This window comes from Bacteroidota bacterium (assembly GCA_018831055.1).
Lineage (GTDB): Bacteria > Bacteroidota > Bacteroidia > Bacteroidales > B18-G4 > M55B132.
This window is the reverse complement of the sequence record JAHJRE010000218.1, coordinates 1-22,371: the sequence shown is the minus strand read 5'-3', so window position 1 is coordinate 22,371 and position 22,371 is coordinate 1. Positions and strand designations below refer to the sequence as shown.

At 41.4% G+C, this 22,371-nt stretch carries 19 protein-coding genes; 7 read left to right on the top strand and 12 right to left on the bottom strand.

Translation table 11 applies throughout. The annotated features are described in order from the left end of the window. The 5 genes from KKA81_14380 to KKA81_14360 all read right to left on the bottom strand — a co-directional run. The coding region (locus KKA81_14380) for a hypothetical protein (GenBank protein ID MBU2652113.1) at positions 1–689 on the bottom strand (689 nt) is incomplete at its 3' end. A 45-nt stretch (positions 690–734) separates the two neighbouring features. After that, a complete protein-coding gene (gene gldL, locus KKA81_14375) occupies positions 735–1,856 on the bottom strand; it encodes a gliding motility protein GldL (GenBank protein ID MBU2652112.1) in 1,122 nt (373 codons plus the stop codon). 107 nt (positions 1,857–1,963) lie between these two features. Next, positions 1,964–3,346 (bottom strand): SUMF1/EgtB/PvdO family nonheme iron enzyme, encoded by a 1,383-nt coding sequence (locus KKA81_14370; GenBank protein MBU2652111.1) that lies wholly within the window; start codon positions 3,344–3,346, stop codon positions 1,964–1,966. A gap of 109 nt (positions 3,347–3,455) precedes the next feature. Next, a complete protein-coding gene (locus KKA81_14365) occupies positions 3,456–4,418 on the bottom strand; it encodes a type IX secretion system membrane protein PorP/SprF (protein MBU2652110.1) in 963 nt (320 codons plus the stop codon). A 240-nt stretch (positions 4,419–4,658) separates the two neighbouring features. Then, a complete protein-coding gene (locus tag KKA81_14360) occupies positions 4,659–8,141 on the bottom strand; it encodes a hypothetical protein (GenBank protein MBU2652109.1) in 3,483 nt (1,160 codons plus the stop codon). A gap of 165 nt (positions 8,142–8,306) precedes the next feature. Here KKA81_14360 and KKA81_14355 point away from each other — a divergent pair, with 165 nt between their 5' ends. Beyond that, positions 8,307–9,203 (top strand): YitT family protein, encoded by an 897-nt coding sequence (locus KKA81_14355; GenBank protein ID MBU2652108.1) that lies wholly within the window; start codon positions 8,307–8,309, stop codon positions 9,201–9,203. 5 nt (positions 9,204–9,208) lie between these two features. Here KKA81_14355 and rseP read toward each other — a convergent pair whose 3' ends face one another. The 3 genes from rseP to KKA81_14340 are packed head-to-tail and all read right to left on the bottom strand — an operon-like array spanning position 9,209 to position 12,579. Continuing rightward, on the bottom strand, positions 9,209–10,534 hold the full coding sequence (gene rseP, locus KKA81_14350) for an RIP metalloprotease RseP (protein MBU2652107.1): 1,326 nt from the start codon (positions 10,532–10,534) through the stop codon (positions 9,209–9,211). Positions 10,535–10,537: 3 nt separating this feature from the next. Then, the gene (locus KKA81_14345) at positions 10,538–11,701 is read right to left on the bottom strand and encodes a 1-deoxy-D-xylulose-5-phosphate reductoisomerase (protein MBU2652106.1); all 1,164 of its coding nucleotides are present in this window, start codon (positions 11,699–11,701) and stop codon (positions 10,538–10,540) included. Continuing rightward, positions 11,701–12,579 (bottom strand): M23 family metallopeptidase, encoded by an 879-nt coding sequence (locus KKA81_14340; GenBank protein ID MBU2652105.1) that lies wholly within the window; start codon positions 12,577–12,579, stop codon positions 11,701–11,703. The genes KKA81_14345 and KKA81_14340 overlap by 1 nt, the downstream gene beginning before the upstream one ends. Positions 12,580–12,767: 188 nt before the next feature. On the opposite strand from KKA81_14340, the gene KKA81_14335 reads away from it, so the two are divergent. The 6 genes from KKA81_14335 to fabD all read left to right on the top strand — a co-directional run bounded on the left by KKA81_14335 (position 12,768) and on the right by fabD (position 18,118). Then, positions 12,768–15,404, top strand: a complete 2,637-nt coding sequence (locus tag KKA81_14335) for a tetratricopeptide repeat protein (GenBank protein ID MBU2652104.1) — start codon at positions 12,768–12,770, stop codon at positions 15,402–15,404. 53 nt (positions 15,405–15,457) lie between these two features. After that, positions 15,458–15,853, top strand: coding sequence for a polymer-forming cytoskeletal protein (locus tag KKA81_14330; GenBank protein ID MBU2652103.1), 396 nt, complete (start codon positions 15,458–15,460; stop codon positions 15,851–15,853). Further along, positions 15,825–16,040: an AtpZ/AtpI family protein gene (locus KKA81_14325; protein MBU2652102.1), complete on the top strand. Its 216-nt coding sequence runs from the start codon at positions 15,825–15,827 to the stop codon at positions 16,038–16,040. Before KKA81_14330 ends, KKA81_14325 begins: the two co-directional genes overlap by 29 nt. A gap of 143 nt (positions 16,041–16,183) precedes the next feature. Next, positions 16,184–16,441, top strand: a complete 258-nt coding sequence (locus KKA81_14320; GenBank protein MBU2652101.1) for a hypothetical protein — start codon at positions 16,184–16,186, stop codon at positions 16,439–16,441. Between the two features lie 51 nt (positions 16,442–16,492). After that, on the top strand, positions 16,493–17,122 hold the full coding sequence (folE, locus tag KKA81_14315; GenBank protein MBU2652100.1) for a GTP cyclohydrolase I FolE: 630 nt from the start codon (positions 16,493–16,495) through the stop codon (positions 17,120–17,122). A gap of 108 nt (positions 17,123–17,230) precedes the next feature. Beyond that, the gene (gene fabD, locus KKA81_14310; protein ID MBU2652099.1) at positions 17,231–18,118 is read left to right on the top strand and encodes an ACP S-malonyltransferase; all 888 of its coding nucleotides are present in this window, start codon (positions 17,231–17,233) and stop codon (positions 18,116–18,118) included. 5 nt (positions 18,119–18,123) lie between these two features. Here the strand turns inward: fabD and rfbB are convergent, their stop codons facing one another. From rfbB to KKA81_14290, 4 genes are all read right to left on the bottom strand, one after another. Then, complete coding sequence (rfbB, locus tag KKA81_14305; protein MBU2652098.1) at positions 18,124–19,176, bottom strand: dTDP-glucose 4,6-dehydratase; 1,053 nt, start codon at positions 19,174–19,176, stop codon at positions 18,124–18,126. A 40-nt stretch (positions 19,177–19,216) separates the two neighbouring features. After that, positions 19,217–20,242, bottom strand: coding sequence for a UDP-glucose 4-epimerase GalE (galE, locus tag KKA81_14300; GenBank protein MBU2652097.1), 1,026 nt, complete (start codon positions 20,240–20,242; stop codon positions 19,217–19,219). A gap of 15 nt (positions 20,243–20,257) precedes the next feature. Continuing rightward, positions 20,258–21,496: an ornithine--oxo-acid transaminase gene (rocD, locus tag KKA81_14295; protein MBU2652096.1), complete on the bottom strand. Its 1,239-nt coding sequence runs from the start codon at positions 21,494–21,496 to the stop codon at positions 20,258–20,260. 91 nt (positions 21,497–21,587) lie between these two features. Further along, positions 21,588–22,371 (bottom strand): hypothetical protein (locus KKA81_14290; GenBank protein MBU2652095.1); only part of this gene is annotated, 784 nt, incomplete at its 5' end.

The following is a 22,371-nucleotide window of genomic DNA, read 5'->3' as shown; positions in this document are numbered from 1 at the left end:
TCAGCAATGAGTTTGTTCAGGATAGTGACTTCAGCGGCGAGGATAGTATAATAAAAGTTGTGCATTTCCCAGCTTTCGCGTTGACCACTTGCATCATAGTATATACCGTCTGTTTCTAGTCCAAGGTTGAGAAGATCGCGATAGTTTGAATCTACGAGCATCCTCATTTCATCCTTATATTGTTCGAGACGTTTTTTAAGCTCGTTGGCTTTCCCTTGATTGATAAAGTAATTGGTAGTTCTGTCGTATTTATCTTTACCTTTAACGCTTTCCAGGTCAAGAACGAGCTTATCAATGGTTTTTCCGGGATTAAGTGGATCCGGAACCTGTTCAACCCTGTAAAATTCCTGAATTGTTGTAATGGAATCGGTTCTTTCTGAATACTGAACAATTTCGAATTTTATTTTATCAATATATTTGATCATATCATTCGAGAGTGTACGTGCTTCCAGAGCTCTTTCCCAGTAGGGTCCTACTTTGTTCTTATTCAGGTTATACTGAAATTCGAACTGTTCGTAGGTATTGTCGATTTTCGTTTTGATGGTTACGTTAGTATCCTCCATCCCTTCATTCACGACAAGAAATGCGTCCAGAATGTCCTTGGAAACGTTGAGTGCAAGCAATGCAGTCAACACCAGGTACAGCATGGCGATCATTTTTTGTCGTGGTGTTTCTTTATATCCTGCCATAAAGCTTTAAATTTTTTAATCTTTCGACCTAATAATGATTATTGATTATCCGGGAAGGTTCACATTCATGGCTGTAAGCATTTTGCCATAAACTTTATTGAGAGCGGAGACTCTTTCCGTCAGCATATCCAGTTCATCTTTGTATTTAGCGGTTTTGTCACTGGATGCATTAAGAGTCTGGAGGAATTTGCTCAATGTTTCCTGGAGTTGGTCAATAGATTCGACTTGTTTGCTGGATCCTTGCAGTTGCAGTTCAAAGGCAGCATTCAGGGCGGCAAGATTATCTTTATATTGGGCCGTATTCTCAACGGAGGCATTCATATTTTCGAGGTACTTTTCTACCGTTTTCTGCATCATGGCAGAAGTTTCGACATTACGGTTAATTGCCTGTAGTTGTAATTCGTAAACGCTGTTGAGAGCAGTAAGGTTATCGGAAATTCTTTTCATCTGTTCGTTGTATGTTTTTCCGTCGACTGACTGGATATTGAGAGCATCAGCGGAGCGGGTAAGCACTTCAGATGATTTAGCATAATGGTCTGCCAGAGAATTCAGGGAAGTGGCAGCGGCCTTAACGCTCTTTGTATATTCGTTTGTAGCGGTGAGTTCTTCGCTAACGGACTGAGAGGCCTGGCTATATGCTTTAGAAAGGCCGGCTGCGCTTTCGGAGGCGCTGCGAATGCTTTTCGCATAGTCTTCAGAAACATTAGCATCTTTAGAGAGGACGTCGGATGTTTTTCTATAAGCGTCCGTCAGATCTTTAACGGAGGATGCGGCATTTTTCACGTTGCTGACATACTCATTGGTAGCGACGGAAGCGTCAGTAATGGTTGTTAGTTTTTTTGCATTTTCACTAAGGTTTCGAAGTCCGCTACCCAGGTTATTGATCAGGTCCTGGTCGATTTTCGCTTTTTCCAGCATATTATCGAGTTCCTGAGTAGGTTTTTTACCCCCACCTTCACCACCTTGGTGGTACATTCCGGCGAGTTCAGGATAAACGAGGCTCCAGTCAGGTTCTACGTGCGGTGGTTCCCAGGCTGAGAAGAAAAAGATGATGGCTTCAGTTCCAAGACCGATGATAAGCATTAAATCAGCTCCCGGATAGTGATTGATTTTGAACAAAGCACCGAGAATAACGATTGATGCTCCGAGTCCATATACTTTGGCCATAAAATTTCTATAGCCCCTACTTCTTACAAAACTAAATGCACCCATGTTTTAAAATTATTAAGTTCGAATACTAGTTTTTGATAAATGAATTATGAAATTGGTTTAGATTAGTTATACACTTTTGAGGCTCGCGCCGGATTATCGTCTTTATTTCTACCCAGGAAAGGTTGCATACACCTGAAGCCTATATAGGATTTGGAAGTATCCTGGTACTCGTATGAACGGGTTGAAACTTCGAGGTAATAAGCGATATCTTTCCATGATCCACCACGGATAACTTTGCGTTTCATGGCAGGAGGATCGGATTCTTTTGCATTATAGGTATAATTGGGGTTCATATCCCATGTAAAATTGTAGGAAACGGGATCGAAAGCGCTGTTGGTCCATTCTGCGACATTTCCTGCCATGTCGTACAGCCCCCAGTCGTTGGGAGGATAGTGAGCCACAATCACAGTACGGAGGCCACCATCATCGATATAGTTACCGCGCAGAGGTTTGAAATTGGCCAGGAAGCAGCCTTTATCGTTACGAGTGTAAGGTCCGCCCCAGGGATACGGGCTAAGTTCGTAACCACCTCTGGCAGCCCATTCCCATTCGGTTTCAGTAGGAAGGCGGAATTCGGCTACAGCGGATTCACCTTTTTTGCTTCTGAGATATCCGTTTCGAAGTTCAGTTCTCCAGATACAGAAAGCTCTGGCTTGTTTCCAGTTAACACCAACAACCGGGTAGTGATCGAAGGCTTCATGCCAGAAATATTTTTCTGTCATGGGATCGTTGAAGGAGTATGTATAATCGTGGATCCAGCAAAGGGTATCGGGGTAAACATTTATGATTTCTTTTCTGACATAGACCGAGCGGTCGCGCATACCTTGTGGGCGGTTGGAGAACATAGCATCTTCAGCATTTCCTTCCACTGTATTATCTTTTCTGGCAGCAGCCTGCAGGTCAACCCAGTAGTATTCATAATATAATTTTCGGGTATCTACTTCCTTACGACGGAAATATCTTTCATGTTCCGGAAGATACATATCTTCCAATGCGGATTGAATTTCCGGTTCATCGGTATCCCATGGCACATCTTCATCCCAGTTGACCCGCGGGGGATCAATAATGGCGCCTTTTTTCGTTTCCGTCAGGATGTATGGAGGATCTGTAATACCATTATCATAGAGCATCCACCGGGCAATGGAATCCCTCACCCAGTAAACGAATTGACGGTATTCGTTGTTTGTGATCTCCGTCTCGTCCATGAAATAGGCGGAAACGGAAACAGTTTTTGGTTCATGCAACTGTCCGTAGGTTATATCCTGATCCCCAGTACCCATGGTAAAACTACCTTGAGGTATAAAGACCATTCCATAAGGATCGGGTTGATAAAACCCTTTGGATTTTCTTCTGACTCCTACTAGTTCTCCGTTTCCCGAGTTAGTACAGCTGTCAAAGATGATTAGAAAAGACAAAGCCAGGAGATAAAACGGTGCTCTTTTCATTGTGTCGAAAATTTTGTTATGTTCGAAACGATACTGATAATCAAATATTATTCAAAGTGGCTCCAAAAATAGTGAATCTAAACAAATTATAAACAAAAATTCAAATTTTTTACAGGAACCTTGTATTTTTATAACTCTTTCTTGCTTTTTCGGTTTGTATTTTGAAACAGTAATTAACCATAATTTCGTGACTACCGCCCGTACGTGATAATCCCAATTTGGATGTTGTAATATCGTAAGAATAGCCAATTTTGAAGTTTTTAAAGGCTACACCTACAATAACTCCTACCGCATCCTGAACTCTGTAATTAAGACCTCCCCAGAACTTTTCGTTATATTTCAGCAGAGCGCTTATATCGTACTGAACCACCGAAAAGTTGGTTTTGATTAGTAATGAGGGTTCCAGAATAAATGAAGGATTTCTGGGAAAGACAAATTCATATCCCCCATTAATGTAAAACGTTCTGTCAAGTTTCATATATAAAACATGAGCTCCACCTGTTGAATCTGTACTACTGGCCAGTTCTTTTCCCTTGGATTCCAGGAGTTGGTTGGCTGAAATGCCAATATAGAACTGATTAGGGACTTGATAGAACAATCCGAGAGAGGCATCAATTAACATTTCACTTTCTTCGCCACTGAGTTTTTCCAGGAGAGGATCCGGTTCGGCAGGTTCCAGCTTGGAAAAGTCAATGTATTTATTGTTAAAACCGATCATAGCTCCTATTCCCAAGGTTCCGAATCCCATTTCTGTGTGATAGGAGTAACCAACCTTAACATTAATATTTTTTTCAAAACCAAGCTTATCCTGCATGATCACCGCACCTATCCCACCGCGTAGTAATTTGACAGGAGAATGTATGGTGAGAAGGAAAGTCTCCGGACCCACTTTATTCCCGTCTGCGTCCTTGAAGCTAGCCCATTGTTGCCTGACGATGCCGGTGGCACAAATTCCGCCTCCCATCCCGGCAAATCCGGGATTTATTGTCATGTTATTAAACATGTTCTGTGTAAACTGGGGCTCCTGCTGGGCGTAAAGCCCAATACCTGTCAGCGATAGTGCTATCGCCATAATAATCTGTATATGTGCAGGTTTCAATTTCATCCGCTCTTAAAAAGGCAAGCTAAAGTAATATTTTTTTTTAACAATCAACAAATGTAACAGCCAATATATAAAAATCGGTTTAAGAAGACAATAAGATCCGGGTAGTTAAAAAATTGGTCAGGGTTAATCTGTAACGGAAATTAGCATCACAAATTATCCGGTTAAACGCAAATCCCGGAAAAATGTTTTAATTTATAACGGGTATAATCAAAAATAAGCCCGTAGTTGTGCACTGCCGATATGGACTGTTCCGGATCCGGGTGATTTTCTTCCTTCGTAGATCAGATTTAGTTGGAGATGCTGGGCTATATTTTGTTGGTATCCGATGCTCCAGACACCATTTTTGCCTGGTTGAAATCCGTTGAGCATTTCAAAGGCCAGAGCAGTACCTGCAAGTGCTGTGTAGGTTATATCCAGGTAATTTGCTGTTATCAACAAGGTTGCCTGGTTTACAATTTTGTAATTCAACTCGATACCGGCATCATGAATACGAGTCGTTTCTCTCTCAGGTGATTGTGTGTTTTGCTTGAATTCATAGCGATACTTTATATCAATCCGTAATGTGGTTCCGGGTTGATAGCTTATTTTGGGTGATATAAGGCTATTGTTGATCGAATAGTCTTTTGCCGGAAAGTATTCTGATGTATTTGTCCTGATCCCCTTTACCCCGTTTAGAAACAGGGAAAGGTCCTGATAAAAATTCCACCTCAGATTCACGGAGTGTTGTATCTGTGTTTTTGACTCGAATCCGTTTACGAGCAAAGATTTGTTGCGGTTTGTCATAAAATTATAATCCAGGCCAAAATCGGGATTTATCCTGTTAAAGTATACGGTGTTTCTAAACGAAGAAATTAAAGTCAGAAGGGTTGAATCTTCGAAATTTTTCCGGCTGACAAATGGATTGTAAGCTTTGTTCGGTTCGTTTTCGGAGGTTTTGTGTTCAATCCGGTAAGCAAGTTGATTACTGAACCTTGCCAGGAATTTCTTTAATCCTTTCTGATTAATCCATATGGCAGCTGGATTTAGGAGTATAGTTTCGCTAAATTGATTGTAATAGGCTTTAACGAATTCATTACTTGGAGAATAAATTCTGATGTAAGTTGCTTCGTCTTTAAAGGGAGCAACCTCAAATTCATTTAATTGTTGTATTCCGTCTCCATTATAGTCGATCCAGGTATAAATGCCTTCGCCGGGAGGGACCTTGAGATAGGAGAATTCTTTTTTCTCTTCCAGTCCTGATCCAACTTCATAAAAGGTATTAAAGCTAAGGAACCCTTTTTTGATCCTCAGGTTATGCTCTATTCTGCCCACAATAGTATTTTCAGGTTCAATGCCGGTGTTGGTTGAGTCTTCCAGGATAAGCTCCCTGTACCTGCCGGAGATTTTCAATCGATTATTTGGATTTCTATATAGACGCAGGCTGAATCCTGCTTCATTGGACAGGGAAGATTTTTCCAGAATGTTTTTACGAACTGACTGATCTGTCCGGCGGTTATAGAATAATTCATATGACAGGTTGCTGGTGTCCTGGCTTTTCAGGAAAGCACCCCATTCGAAATACGCGTAACTATCGGGTCGTAAAGAGTCTGAAATACGGAAGACATTATATTCCTGATCATCTCTTAGTCCTATCCGGAATTTTTTAAACTTCCATGCCAATTCGGCTTTATTTCTAATAAAATCTGAGGTAATTCCAATATTACGTGTGTTCAGGTAGCTGCCATCGATAGCTGCAAGGATATTTCGGGTTTCCGCCACTCCGTTCAACCGGTTCATAATACCGCTGTAGTTTTTTTCTCTCCAAAGCCCCTTCAGTTCATAATTCAGAAAATTCCCTGTGTTACCGGTTGCTGAGATTTTTAAACCCGAATAGTGTTCAGTTTCCGGTTTTAGGGATTGAATATTCCAGTCGCGGTTAAACTCCACCGGGCGATAAGGTTCAACCGGATTAAAGTTTTTTCCTGTATATTCATAAAAGATACCGGTGGCAAGTGTCCATCCTGAGGAATCCTGCCTTCCTGGTTTCCATATTTTGTTCAACCCTGTCAGCATTGCAAATCCTGTATTATTTTTCCGGTCGTTATTTGAAAAGGTATTAATATCGTGATTACTCACTGCCAGTTCGGTATTAAGCATTATTTTCCCGGGAAGGACAGCATCTGCTCCAAATGTTAGCATTTGTTTTTTTTTGGGTGTGACCAGAAGTCGCACCGGATCATAATTTCCCTGTGGAATGCCATTAAGCGGTGCAACCCACTTGAAGACCCGACCATTGGCATCGCTGCTCACAAGAAGGTAGTTGCCTCTGCCTGAACCCACCAGCGAAAAGCCGGCTTTATAAATAGCCTTTTGAGAATTGATGGAGAACACCAATACGGAATCATAGTTTATTCCATTAACAAGGGTGTCGGTCATAAGGTAACGGACTTCATCCTGGGAGAAGCCCACGCTGTCGATATTCCATATAAGTGCATCCTGTATACTGTCTCCGATATTCTTTAGTAATTGTTTTTGCTCGGCGGTAAGATCCTGCTGTAGCGACTGGTTTTTAAGGTCACTTTCGGAGTAGGCATTAATACGGTAAGTGAATTTGTCTGAGGAGAACTCGTTGTTCACAAAGAACAAAGCTCTTGCATAGTTTTTGTCGGAGTATTCAAATTCTACGACAATTCTTTTGTCTTTTGTAATCAAAACATTGGGAGTAAAGGTAATTTCCCCTGTATTATAATTAATGGTATAATCATAAACATCTCCCCGACGCATTAGTTTACCGTCGATGTATACTTTCTCTGAGCCTGCGAGTACGATCAGGAAGGTTTCTCCTTCATTCCCTTTAAGTTTGTAGGGGCCCTGGTTTCCTTCGATACCCTGAATATTGTTTCTTGCAAATTTACCTTTGGAAAGTGCGGCTGATGTCTTTACCCTCATAAGATTGGATTCTTGACGGCCTGCATGAAATTCAGTGGAGTAATCTACGCCCTGGGCTTTTTTAAAAAAATGCAGGAAATGGTTTTTGGGTGAGGGAAGGTCATAATCTCCGACGGTCAGCAAGTGTTTTTTTGCAGAAAGCTGAATAAATACTTTGTCGAACTCCTGGATTTGTTGGGTATTTCCTTCGGGCTGGATAGGAATATTGTTGTCGGTGATAGCTGCCACTACATTTATCTCATCGCTGAGCCTTCCCGAGAGTTGAAGGTTAAAGTTTGAATTAACGACAACATCCTGATTGTTTCCAAAAGATATCCCCCGTGAGATACTACCGCTTTTTGACAGCTCGTTGAGGTTAAGAATATCCGTTTTGGTTTCTGTTGTCCGGTACATAAAAGGATTTACAGGTTCGAGAGTGGGTGTTGAAAGCCAGGATTCATCTTTATGGAAATATTTTCTGGAGAGGTCAAACGGGAAAACCCGGTAGCGGATAGTGATTGCATTGCTATCATTTAATTTACAGTCATTCTGGAGAAGGGATATCCTGGCACCGGGATAATCTATATAAAAGCAGTTGAAAAGATCCTGGTTTTCCGTGCTGCTAATTGTCACGGATCCGGGAATCAGACTTAAAGTATCTATTTTAAGAGTATCGGGGCCGATCTGGATGGTTCTGATCCTGAAATTGTTAAGCTCCTGACCTGACAGGAACAGGGGGCAAAGAAGGGCAATTATGGACAAGTGTCTGAACAGGAATTTCAATGCAATCAAATTATTACGGTAAGATAATGATAAAAAACATTATCTATTGTATTCCCGGGTGATGAAAATCTGCATCATGATATAATAATCCCTTTACATTGTTTCGGATAAAAGTATATACATTTGCACGCTTTTTTTTGGGAAGCAATTTTAAAAACTAAAGATATGGCATTTATTCAGTATGAAAAGCTATTTTCCAGGAAATGGTTCATGGCTTACAGTTTTATCATTCTCGGAGCATTTATCATGGCTGCGGGCTTTGTTTTATTTATCACACCGCATAAGATTGTGCCTGGAGGGGTTTACGGTATTGCGATAGTATTGCACCACCTTTTTGGTTTTCCGGTTGGTTTAACGGCATTATGTTTCGACATACCGCTGACGATCATCGGGGTAAAGGTATTGGGACCACGTTTTGGGATCAAGACCGTTTTGGGCTTTGTTTTTACAGCATTCTGGGTTGATTTTCTGACCTATCTGTACGGTGAGCAACCGCTTATACCGGATGATGTATTGCTTTCCTCACTTTTTGGAGGAGTGATGATAGGAGCCGGTTTGGGTTTGATATTTAAATCGAAAGCAACATCAGGAGGATCTGACATTGTTGCAATGATCATCTCAAAGTATACAGGATGGCCGATGGGTCAACTAATGATTGCTGTAGATTCAGCCATTGTCCTGGTCGGTTTTATCGGTTTTCAGGATTGGAAGGTGCCATTGTATTCACTGATTACCATTTATGTTACTGGAAGGGTTATCGATTTGATATTACAGGGAGTTTCTTATGATAAGTCTATTTTTATTGTTTCGAAGAAGCCGGAGATGATCAGGGAGAAGATCATCAACGACCTTAACCGGGGAGGGACGATCTTCAAGGCCCAGGGGATGTATTCGAAAGATGATAAAGAGGTGATTTATACCGTGTTAAACCGGAGAGAGGTTGAGATCATTCAGGATTATATACATCAGGTAGATCCCAAGGCTTTTCTGGTTGTATCCAATGCCAATGAGATACTTGGAGAAGGATTCAAATCATTGCGTGACAAAGTGAGTGATGATTAAGCCTTTTAACGGAAAAGGTTTATAATATCATTACCGTTGGCAAAGATCAGCAGGGCAAAAAGAATGATCATTCCTGTGATCTGGGCATATTCCATAAATTTCTCATTGGGTTTTCTGCCGGCAATGATTTCATAAAGCAGGAACATAACATGGCCGCCATCAAGTGCAGGTATTGGCAATACATTCAGTATAGCGAGCATTATTGACAGGAAGGCGGTCAATCTCCAGAACTGTTGCCAGTCCCAGACGGACGGGAAAATACTTCCGATTGTGATAAACCCGCCAACGGATTCATAGGCTTTTACTTCCGGAGAAAAGAGCAGTTTGAGTTGTTTCAGGTAACTCCCGATTCCCTGGAATCCTTTGACGATACCTGCGGGTATAGCCTGCAATAGATTGTATTGTTTTTCCTCCAGGGAGAAATAGTTATCAAGAGATTGCGGGTATACTCCTATTTTCCCTGATTCAGGAATGACTATCGGGATAGCGAGAGTATCTGTACCTCTTATTACAGAGAAAGAAACTTCTTGCGATACATAATTAGGGATTTCGTTTGCATAATCCTGGAAATAGAACATTGGAACATTGTTCATTGCAATTACCCGGTCGTTTTCCTGCATACCGGCGGTTTTGGCGGCAGAGTTTTCGGTAAAAGATCCCACTATATAAGGGAATCGGATGGATATGAATGCAGGATTGCGATGTTTAACAAGTTTAGCGAGGAACCCTTCGGGTATTTCCACGTCGAGGATTTGCTGGTCTCTTTCCACCTGAATAGTTTTTGCTTCTTCCAGGATCATTTGAACGGGGATTTTCTGGAAATCCTCTACGAACTGGTAATCAACTGCGAGTATTTTATCACCATTTCTAAGTCCCATTTCCATGGCAAGGGAATCGACACTAATGCCGTATTTATTTGCTTCATGGGTTGGGAGGTATTGTTCTCCCCAGGTAAAGAGCATGATGATATAGATAACCATAGCCAGGATAACATTCACGGTCACACCGCCCAGCATAATGATGAGTCGTTGCCAGGCGGGTTTGGATCTGAATTCCCAGGGTTGGGGAGGTTTTTTCATCTGTTCACGATCGAGGGATTCGTCGATCATTCCGGAGATTTTGACATATCCTCCCAGTGGGAGCCAACCCATGCCATATTCGGTGCCTTTGTATCTGAATTTGAAGACGGAGAACCAGGGATTAAAGAAAAGGTAGAATTTTTCGACTCTGGTTTTAAAGATCTTGGCCGCGATGAAATGGCCCATTTCGTGGAAAATAACCAGAATGGACAGACTCAGCAGCAGTTGCAGTATTTTAATCAGCACTTCCATTTTTTACGATATAAGCGATCCGGCCAGTACTCTGGTATCCCGGTCAGTAATAATAAAATCGTCCAAGGATGGTTTGGACACATTATTCATTTTTTCGAGGCATTTTTCAATAATTACCGGCATTTCAAGAAATTCTATCCGGTTATGGAGAAATGCTTCCACCACAATTTCATTGGCGGCATTGAGGACGCAGGGAGCCACACCTCCCAGGCGGGCGGCCTCGTATGCGAGTGCAAGGTTACGAAAAATTTTGATATCAGGCTGTTCGAAAGTAAGTTTCGGGTAATTGTCAAAGTGCAGTCTGATATTTCCGGAGGGCATACGATCGGGGAAGAAGAGAGCATACTGGATAGGAATCTTCATGTCGGGCACGCCCAATTGTGCTTTTATGGAACCATCGTGGAACTGGACCATTGAGTGGATTACCGATTGGGGATGGATGAGAATCTCAATTTGTTCGGGTTCCATATCAAAGAGCCAGCGGGCCTCAATCATTTCAAACCCTTTATTCATGAGGGTTGCGGAATCGATGGTAATTTTGTTACCCATATTCCAGTTTGGATGTTTAAGGGCACTGGAAGGTTTGACATTTTTAAGGTCCTGTTTGGAGTAACCCAGGAAAGGTCCACCTGAGGCGGTAAGGATGATCTTTTCGACCGTATGATCCCGTTCACCGATAAGGCATTGCAATATAGCAGAGTGTTCTGAATCGACAGGTATTATTGGTGTATTATATTCTTCTGTCATACTCATGATCATCTCTCCTCCGATAACCAGGGATTCCTTATTAGCCAGGGCTATAGCCTTTCGTGCTTTAATAGCATTTATTGTCGGGATAAAACCGGAGAATCCGACCAGGGCATTCATCACCATGGTAACGGATTCCATTTCAACGACCTGGGCGATAGCATCCTGGCCTGTAAATACTTTAATATCATATCCTGCAAGCTGTTCCGAGACAAATGAATATTGTTTTTCACTGGCGATGACAACAGCATTGGGTTTGTATTTAATGGCCTGTTTGATGAGAAGTTCGGCATTAAGGGCTGCGGTAAGAACCTCTACCTGAAAATGGTCAGGAAAGCTGTCTATTATTTCGAGGGTTTGCCTTCCGATAGATCCGGTAGATCCGAGGATAGCAATATGATGGCGGAGTCTGTTGTTCATCAGAAAGTAATATATTCTTCAGGATTTACGGGCGTTCCCCTGTGCCAGAGTTCAAAATGAAGATGCGGTCCCGTGGATAATTCACCCGATCCGCCAATAACAGCAATAGGATCGCCTGCCTTTACCAATGCACCTTGTTTTTTCAACAAAACATTATTGTGTTTATAGACCGACAAAAAGCTGCCGGAATGCTGGATTCCTATAATGTAACCGGTTTCAAGAGTCCATTCCGTAAACACTACCGTTCCGTCCATAACTGCTTTGACCGGGGATCCTTCTTCAGCAACGATGTCAACTCCATAATGTTCGTTTGAAACATTGAAACTATTGACCACAATTCCACTTAATGGGGGGAAAAACAAAAGTTCTTTTGTTCCTTTGGGAGGATCGTAGATCGATTGGTTCTGGATCAGGTTATACTGGCTCATTGCTTCGTATTCAGCTCTGAGGATGGAATCCTCTTTTGATCTTCTAAGGGTAATAGTATCGTAGATAATGTCGGATGATCTTGGTTCTATGCTACTGTTCTCTATTTCTTCTCCCCTGATAATACTACGTATTCGCATTATGTAATCATCCTTTTGTTTCATGCTTTTCTCCAAAGAATCGACCATAAGGTCCAGGGCATAAACCCGTGAAGGAATTGAGGGGTCCATATATCCAGGGATATATTCTCTCAGCGGGGTAAAGGCAATGATAAAGATGGTAAGGATAATGAGGATCAGGGAAGTAGTCGTAATGACAATAAATACATTCAGTCGGGATAAAAGAAAGGATATCTTCTCCTCGTAAGTATCTTCGTTTCTGATAATCAACCGGTATTTTATGCGGAGTTTATGATACCACTTTTTTTTTGCCGTTGAGTTGGATTTTGCCATAATCGACTTGACGCGGATTTTTTGCAAATATCGTATTTTTTCAGGCAAACGCATATATAAGATCATGACTTATTCATGGTTACAGAAATCAAATTGATTATCTTTGCCCCCTGACGGTATGTAATATAATAAAACACCGTGATAACAGTTAATAAAAACACAAGTCGGAAATCATTTTGAAAATCCAAATGCCATACAGGTTTCTTTACGCCGCACTATTGTTTCTGGCGGTTCTCTTTCTCATTTCCTGTTCAACGAAGAAAAATACCTTTACCCGAAGGGTATATCATAATCTGACCTCGCATTACAATGTATACTGGAATGGCAAGCAAGCCCTTCTTGAAGCAGAGGTTGAACTTGAAAAGCTTGCGGATGATCAATATAATAAGGTCTTGCCGGTTTTCAATTACGGATCGGAGGCTGACGCAAATAGTCTGGCTCCTTTGCTTGACCGGGCAATAGAAAAGGGGTCAAAGACTATCCTGCGACACTCTATGGAATTTGGAGGGAAAGAGTATGTAAAGTGGATTGATGATGCATATATGCTGATAGGAAAGTCTTACTTCTACAAGCAGGATTATTACAGTGCGCGTCGTTCTTTCAATTTCGTCATGCGAAATTTTGATAAAAACCTGATCCGGTATGATGCCATGTTATGGTTGGCTAAAACGTATAATCAGCTAAAAGAGTTTGAAAGGGCTGAGCCTTTGCTTAATCTTGTAAGAAAGGACGCTTCAGAGGGGGAGATCCCCGGTTCGGTCATGAGAGAACTGCCACTGGTATATGCTGATTATTTTATCCTTCAGGAAAAATATGATGATGCCATTGAGTATATTTATGAGGGGTTGGGTTTTGATCCACCCAAGGATATGAAGACAAGGTTGAAATTCATTCTTGCTCAAATCTATCAAAAGAATGGTGATTTCGGTGAGTCTTCTGAGTTATATGCCCAGGTGATACGGCGTAATCCTGAATATGAAATGGCCTTCCAGGCGAAGATCAATCTTGCCATGACCTATGAAAGTGGCATGGGTAATAGCGATGATATCATCAAGATTTTGAACCGGATGCTTAAGGACGAGAAGAACAAGGAGTATCATGATCAGATTTATTTTGCTCTGGCAGATATTGCACTTAAGGATAATAATGACACATTGGGGATATATTATCTGAAATTATCAGTAAAATCGAGTATATCGAATAATTATCAGAAGGCAACATCGGCATTAAGGCTTGCGGATCTTTATTTCAACATTCCCAAATATGAGCCTTCCCAGGCATATTATGATACAGCCATGCAATTTCTTCCCAAGGATTATCCTGATTATGAGTTATTGCAAAGGAAAACAGGAAAGCTGTCCGATCTGGTTAATAATTTGCAGACCATTCAATTGCAGGATAGTCTTCAAACCCTGGCCGCCATGCCGGAGGATGAGCTGATTGCAGCAATAGACAAGATAATAGAAGAAGTCAGGGAACAGGAACGGATTAAGAGGGAGCAGGAACAGCTGGCAGCTGAAAATGCACAGTTTTTAGGTCCGGGTATGAGCGGATTTGGTTCAACTGGAACGGAAGGTAAGTGGTACTTTTATAATCCATCGGCTTTGAGCCAGGGTTTTACCGAATTCCAGCAAAAATGGGGAAGAAGGCAATTGGAAGATTTATGGAGGTTGCGTGATAAACAAATAATTGCATTTGAACCGGAGGAGATCGCACAGGTTTCGGTTGATACGACAGCGGGAAATGACAGTACAATATTACTTGCAAGCGACCCGCATAACCGTGAATATTATCTTAAAGACATTCCATTCACGGAAGAACAAAAACAGGAATCGAATGATAAAATCATCCTGGCATATTACAATTTAGGATTGATTTACAGGGAAGGCCTGGATAATTCCGGAAAGTCCATAGAAGCCTATGAAGAATTGATTCGCAGGTTCCCGGGTAATGAGTATGAGTTAAAGGCCTATTATCAATTATATCGTCTTTTCCTGGATGAAGGAAATCAGGAAAGGTCAGATTATTATAAATCACTGATTCTGAATGGGTATCCTGACAGTGATTATGCAAAGATCATTGAAGATCCGGATTACTACAGGCAGATGCAGGAACAGGAAAATCAGCTTTCCGCATTGTATGCAGATACTTATGATGCATATATCAGCGGGAGTTATTTTTCTGTTATCGAGAATGCAGATCTTGCTATGACTCAGTTTGGAGATTCTGCCAGTCTGATACCTAAATTTGCTTATCTGAAAGCCTTATCTATAGGGCATATAGATATAGTAGACTCTCTTGTTGTGGCTTTAAACAGGATTATTCAGGATTATCCGGGAAGTGAAGTAGAGCCATTGGCACAGAATATTCTTGATTACGTAATTAAAGACCGGCCGGATCTGGATGATGGAAAGAGCGGCCAGGAGCAGGACTCCCTGGATGTATTTCCTTATGAATTTGATGAAAATGCAACGCATTTGTATATGCTGGTTGTTAAGAAGCAAGCCGTGAAGTTGAATCCAATTAAGGTTAAGCTTTCGGATTTCAATCAGAAGTATTTCAGGCTCATTGAATTAACCATTAACAGTGTGTTACTTGATAAAAACCAATATCTCATTACCGTGGGGAATTTTGATGATGCCAGGAAAGCAATAAACTATTACAATGCAATTTTTAATAACCGATATGTATTCTCCGACCTATCGCCCGGTAATTATGAGCAGTTTTTGATTTCTTCGGAGAATTACCCTTTATTTTACAAGGATAAAGACATATCACTTTATGCAAGGTTTTTTGCAAAGTACTATAAAGTGGATAAAAAGTAATTTATTTTAAGAATTCAGGTAAAATAGGATTTGTAATTAAATAATATACCAACATGGCAAAGAACATTATTCCTGAAATCCAGTCTATAAACCAGATTGGGTCTGGTACGATCATAAAGGGGGAGATCAAATCCAACGGTGATTTCAGGATTGACGGGACACTAAATGGTTCTATTGAGTCTAAAGGGAAGATCGTTGTAGGAGAATCCGGGCAGGTTGATGGAGAAATTACTTGTCAGAATGCGGTAATATCGGGAAAGGTGAAGGCGACGATCCGGGTGAATGAGTTGTTGGAGTTGAAATCTTCAGCTTCCTTCACTGGCGAGATAGTAACAAACAAGCTGGCTATTGAGCCGGGAGCGAAATTTTCAGGTTCCTGCAATATGAGCCAGGAAGATGCCCCTTCATCGTTAAACAGGGATGGAAAATCAAAAGAAAAACCCGCTTAAGAATTATGCCAGGTATTCGGGCATTGCATTTCAGATGCTGGTCATTATACTCATGGGTGTATTTGGAGGGTATAAGCTTGATCAGTTTACCGGAATCCGGTTTCCGGTATTTACGGTTGTATTGAGTTTAGGGGCAGTATCACTGGCTATTTATTATGCTGTCAAAGATTTCATAAAAAACAAATGAACGGGAAGAGATCGGCTTATATTTTATATTTGAAAAGGCTGTTAATATACTCAGCGATAATATTTATTGTTGGATTATTAATATTTGCTATTGTTCCAGATGGTTTATACACCAGAGCATTTCCATTTCTTATCCCGTTTTTTATGGCCGTAAGCCTCCTGGTTCATTATATTTTGTTAAAAGCTGTTGACAAGAAACCTGCCAAATTTATAAATCAATTCATGCTGACAACTTTTCTAAAGCTTTTGTTTTATCTATTGGTAATGGTTATATACGCACTGACCCACAGGGAGGATGCAATCAGGTTTGTGATCACATATTTTATTTTATACGCGTTGTATGCTGTTTTTGAGGTCGTTAATATATTAGAATACAATAAGAGCCGGAATAATGCCGGTTAACGAATGGAGATTCGAATCCACAGTACCGGATAATAATTAAAAACAGATCGTATGTATTATAAGGCGAACGGAGATAATGACAATCTCGATTACGAGAGGATAGAAAGGTATGATCCTGCAAAGATCGATAAGCTGGCAACCAATTACCGTGATATTTTGCAGCTGATAGGAGAAGATCCCACCAGGGAAGGTTTGGAAAAAACTCCCATCAGGGTGGCTAAATCTATGCAGTTTCTGACGCATGGATACGACATTGATCCGGTTGAGATTTTAAACTCAGCAAAGTTTAAGGAAGATTACAGGGAGATGGTTATAGTCAAAGACATTGAGATTTTTTCCCTGTGTGAGCATCATCTTATTCCTTTTATTGGCAAGGCACATGTTGGGTATATTCCAAATGGATACATAACCGGATTGAGTAAGATTGCCAGGGTAGTAGAGGCATATGCACGGCGTTTGCAGGTTCAGGAGAGGCTTACTACCCAGATTAAAGATGCAATTCAGCAAACTCTGAAGCCTTTGGGAGTTGCCGTGGTTATTGAGGCGAAGCACTTATGCATGGTAATGCGAGGGGTTCAGAAGCAGAATTCAGTTACGACCACTTCAGACTTCACCGGTGCTTTTAAGAGAGAGGAGACCAGGGCTGAATTCATTCATCTCATTGGTTCGAAATTGCATTAATACAGTTGCATTTCCGGGCAGAATAACCGCAGTAAGGCGGTTGTATTTATTAAAATATTTCTAATTTTGCAGGTCTTTTATCGAGACCATAAACGAAACCTAAATTTTATGAAAGCATATGTTTTTCCTGGACAGGGTGCGCAGTATACCGGAATGGGTAAGGATTTGTTTGAAGCATCACCATTGGCCAGGGAGTTGTTTGATAAGGCAAATGCCATCCTTAAGTTTAAGATCACTGAAACAATGTTTAGCGGTACTGAGGAAGATTTACGTCAGACCCGTGTTACACAGCCTGCCATTTTCCTTCATTCAGTGATATTGGCCAGGGTTTTGGGTGATGATTTCAAGCCTGACATGGTTGCCGGTCATTCTCTTGGTGAGTTTTCAGCTCTTGTAGCCAATCGGGTTCTTACCTTTGAAGACGGTTTAAGACTTGTATCCAAGAGAGCTCAGGCTATGCAAAAAGCCTGCGAACTGGAGCCATCCACCATGGCGGCCGTTCTTGGTATGGAAGACAGCGATGTAGAAAAGATTTTAAAGGGTGTAGATGATATTGTTGTACCTGCAAATTATAACAGTCCCGGGCAGCTTGTCATTTCTGGATCGATGGAAGGTATCAGGATTGCCATAGCCAAACTGGAGGAAGCGGGTGCCAAGAGGGTGATTCCTTTAAAAGTGGGAGGAGCATTTCATTCCCCTCTTATGGAGCCGGCTGCATTGGAATTAGCGGAAGCAATAAATACTACCCGTTTCGGTAAAGGTATATGTGCTGTTTATCAAAATGTAACGGGCCAATCGGTCACCGATCCTGAGATAATAAAGAAAAATCTTATCAAGCAGCTTACATCTCCGGTGCGTTGGACTCAGACCTGCCGGAATATGATAGCCGACGGTGCCAATGAGTTTATTGAAGTTGGTCCTGGTGAAGTATTACAAGGGCTTGTAAAAAAGGTTAAGAGGGATATAAGGGCATACAGTGCCGTAATACCTGATTAATTTCTTCAACGTTTTTCGTATTGATTTTTGTAATACTTCTGATAATCGCCTGAAGTGACATTGGAGAGCCATCGTTCATTTGTCAGGTACCAATCCACAGTTTTTTCCAGGCCTTCTTCAAATTGCAGGGAAGGCTTCCATCCAAGCGAATTTTGCAGTTTTCCTGAATCGATGGCATAACGCAGATCATGTCCGGCTCTGTCTTTCACAAAAGTAATAAGTTGTTGGGAGGATGCGGGTGTCCGGTTGAGTTTACGATCCATGATGTCACATAGAAGCCTGATCAATTCAATATTCTGCCATTCATTATTGCCTCCGATGTTGTATGTTTCACCCGTATTTCCTGAATGAAAAATAGTATCTATTGCTCTGGCATGATCTTCCACATAAAGCCAGTCTCTGATGTTTTCACCTTTTCCATAGATTGGAACCGGTTTATTGTTGCGGATATTATTTATAGCCAGGGGGATAAGTTTTTCGGGAAACTGGTATGGCCCATAATTATTGGAGCAGTTGGAAATGACTGCAGGCAGCCCGAATGTATGGAAATAAGCTCTGACTAAGTGGTCGGAACTGGCTTTGGAAGCTGAATAAGGGCTTCGGGGGTCATACGGGGTGTTTTCCAGGAAAAATCCTTCATTTCCAAGGGATCCGTAAACTTCATCCGTTGATATATGATAGAACCGTTTGCCGGTAAAATCGTCTTTCCAGATGCTCCGAAATGCATTAAGCAGGTTTACGGTTCCCACGATATTGGTGAAAATGAACTCTGTTGGATTGGTAATAGAGCGGTCGACATGAGATTCGGCTGCAAGGTGGATCACTCCGTCAAAACGATGTTTCTGGAATAGGTTATGAATGGCTGGGTTGTCGACGATATCGGCCTTAATAAACCGGTAATTCGGTTTATCCTGGATATCTGCAAGATTTTCGAGGTTACCGGCATAGGTAAGCTTATCCAGATTAAAGATTTGGTATTCGGGATATTTATTGACAAAAAGCCGGACGACATGCGAACCGATAAAACCGGCACCACCTGTGATAAGGATATTTTTCATAGGCAAATTATAATGTCCAGTAGGGACAGTGAAATTATTGTTAAACAATTCCTGATTTTTTCAGTTCGAGTTCCCATTTCCAGGCTGAGCTCATCATCTCATCCAGGCCTTTTTCGGCTTTCCAATCCAGTTCCTGGTTTGCAAAAGCGGTGTCGGACCATACTTTTTCAATATCCCCGGGTCGTCGTTCAACGATTTTGTAATTAAGTTTCATTCCGGAAACTCTTTCAAAGGAGTTTATCACTTCCATAACGGAGAAACCATTTCCTGTTCCGAGGTTAAATATTTCAAACGCCTTTTTATTTTTCTTTTTCAGCAGTCGGTCTATTGCAACCACGTGAGCTTTAGCCAGATCCACCACATGGATATAATCGCGAATGGGGGTTCCATCGGGAGTACTATAGTCATCACCAAAAACCCTGAGATACTCTCTTTTACCGATGGCGGTTTGGGTGATGTACGGTACCAGGTTGTTCGGGATACCAATCGGCAGTTCACCAATCAGAGCGGTTTCATGGGCACCGATGGGATTGAAATAGCGAAGGGCAATGGCTTGCAGTGGCGTTGCAGATACCGTATCTTCAATGATATTTTCGGAGATTTTCTTAGTATTTCCGTAAGGTGATTCGGCTTTTTTGAGCGGGGCGTTTTCATCAACCGGAAGTACATCCGGTTGGCCGTATACGGTGCATGAGCTGGAAAATACAAAGTTATGAATTTGATTTTCCATCATTGCACCCAGGAGGTTGATCAGGGAAAAGAGATTATTATGGTAATATTCAAGGGGTTTCTCAACAGATTCACCAACTGCTTTCAGTGCTGCGAAGTGGATAACCCCTTGAATATCTTTATGTTTTCTGATCAGGTTATACGTATCATCCGTATTTTTCAGGTCAGTAAGTTCGAAGACTGGTTTCTTCCCGGTGATCTTTTCAATGGCATTCAACACTTCAATATTAGAATTGGCAAGGTTGTCCACAATAAGGACCTCATAACCTGCTGTTTGAAGTTCAACGACAGTATGAGATCCGATATAGCCGGTTCCACCGGTCACCAGTATTTTCATGAATGCGGGTTGTTATTAATCGAATGACAAAATAGACTTACGAATGATACCGAGGGCTTCCATGATTTGATCTTCGGTAATAACCAAAGGAGGTGCAAAACGGATGATGTGATCATGGGTTGGTTTGGCCAGCAAGCCATTATCTTTCATTTTCACACAAACATCCCAGGCCGTTTTTCCGTTTTTCGGTTTGATTACAACAGCATTGAGCAGGCCTTTTCCCCTAACGAGTTCTATCATATCGGAAGGGATGGTTTTCATTTCGGCCCGGAAAATCTTACCCAGTTTTTCTGCATTTTCTGCAAGTTTTTCATCACGGATGACATCCAGGGCGGTGATAGCTACCTTACATGCGATGGGATTTCCGCCGAAGGTAGAACCATGCTGACCGGGTTTTATGCAAAGCATGATATCATCGTTTGCAAGAACGGCAGATACGGGATACACCCCTCCGGAGAGAGCTTTGCCCAGTATCAGGATATCGGGGTGAACATTTTCATGGTCACAGGCAAGGAGTTTTCCAGTGCGGGCAATTCCTGTTTGTACTTCATCGGCAATGAAGAGGACATTATTCTTTTTACACAATTCGTATGCTTTGGAAACATAGCCTTCATCCGGGACAAAAACGCCGGCTTCACCCTGAATGGGTTCAACCATGAATCCTGCAACATTTGGATCATTGAGAGCTTTTTCAAGCGCATTCAAATCATTATAAGGAATAACTATAAATCCTGGTGTATAAGGGCCAAAGCCACCTTTGGCGTCGGGATCTGTCGACATAGAGATGATGGAGATGGTCCTGCCGTGAAAATTACTTTCACAGACTATGATTTTGGCCTGATTTGCAGGAATGCCTTTCTTATCATAACCCCAGCGGCGGCAAAGTTTTAAAGCAGTTTCGACTCCTTCTGCTCCGGTATTCATTGGCAGCACTTTATCGAATCCGAAATATTCCGTAACATATTTTTCGTATACGCCCAGCGTATCGCTGTAAAATGCACGGGAGGTAAGGGTAAGGGTTTTGGCCTGTTCAATCAGTGTGTTGATAATGCGGGGGTGGCAGTGACCTTGATTCACAGCTGAATATGCTGAAAGGAAATCGAAGTATTTTTTTCCTTCCACATCCCAAACAAAGGGACCTTGTCCACGTGAAAGAACTACAGGCAACGGGTGATAATTGTGTGCACCGTATTTGTCTTCGAGTTTCATTGCCATTTCAGAAGTAAGAATAGCATCCGGTTTATAAGAAGTCATAGAAGTAATTTTTAAAGTTTGACATTACAAAAGTAAACAATTGGCTTAAATCCGAAAACAATAGGTAAAAATAGGAAATCAACCTGGAAATTTAAAAGAGGTGCCGGAAGGGGATGAAAATATGTTCAATAAGTTTTTGTATGAAGGGCCTGTTGTGCCAATCATCGTATTCAAACATCTCGCTATTGAGCAAAGTGTTGGAAATATGATCTTTGATGAGTTTCAGGATAGGTTCCTGGCTGCCCTGCAGGATTATTTCATGTTGGTATCTGAAGCTGCGATAGTCGAAATTTGATGATCCGATGCAGAAAACATTGTGGTCAACCAATACAATTTTAGCATGCAGGTTGCATGGAATAAAATACCATATTTTAACTTTGTTTTTATAAAGAAGACCCAGGTACCGGTTGCGGATCACATCGACCAGGCCGATGTCGGAATGTTTGGGAATGATAACATTTATGTCAATTCCTCTGCGGCTGGCATTGACCAAAGCTTTTCGCAGCATAAATCCGGGAAGGAAATAGGGGGTTTCAATAAAAACGGAAGATTGGGCTTTCTTAATAAGATATTCGTAACGTTTTTTTACACGTTGCTTCCGGATACTGGGCACATCTCTTATTATTTCAAAGCCATCCTGTTTGATAACCCTGGTATAAGATGATTTATTAAAGACATAACGGTTGTAATTTTGAAAATCTTCCAGGAAGACTTTTTTTAGAGAGCGGGTGATGGGAGATTCCATCCGTAAAACAGATTCTCTCCAATTTAGTGAATGGCCGGCAATATTAGCAGAACCTATATAGGAGACGTTATCGTCGATGACTATAATTTTCCGGTGGTTTCTTCGATGGTTTTTAGTAAAGAAGTCGATG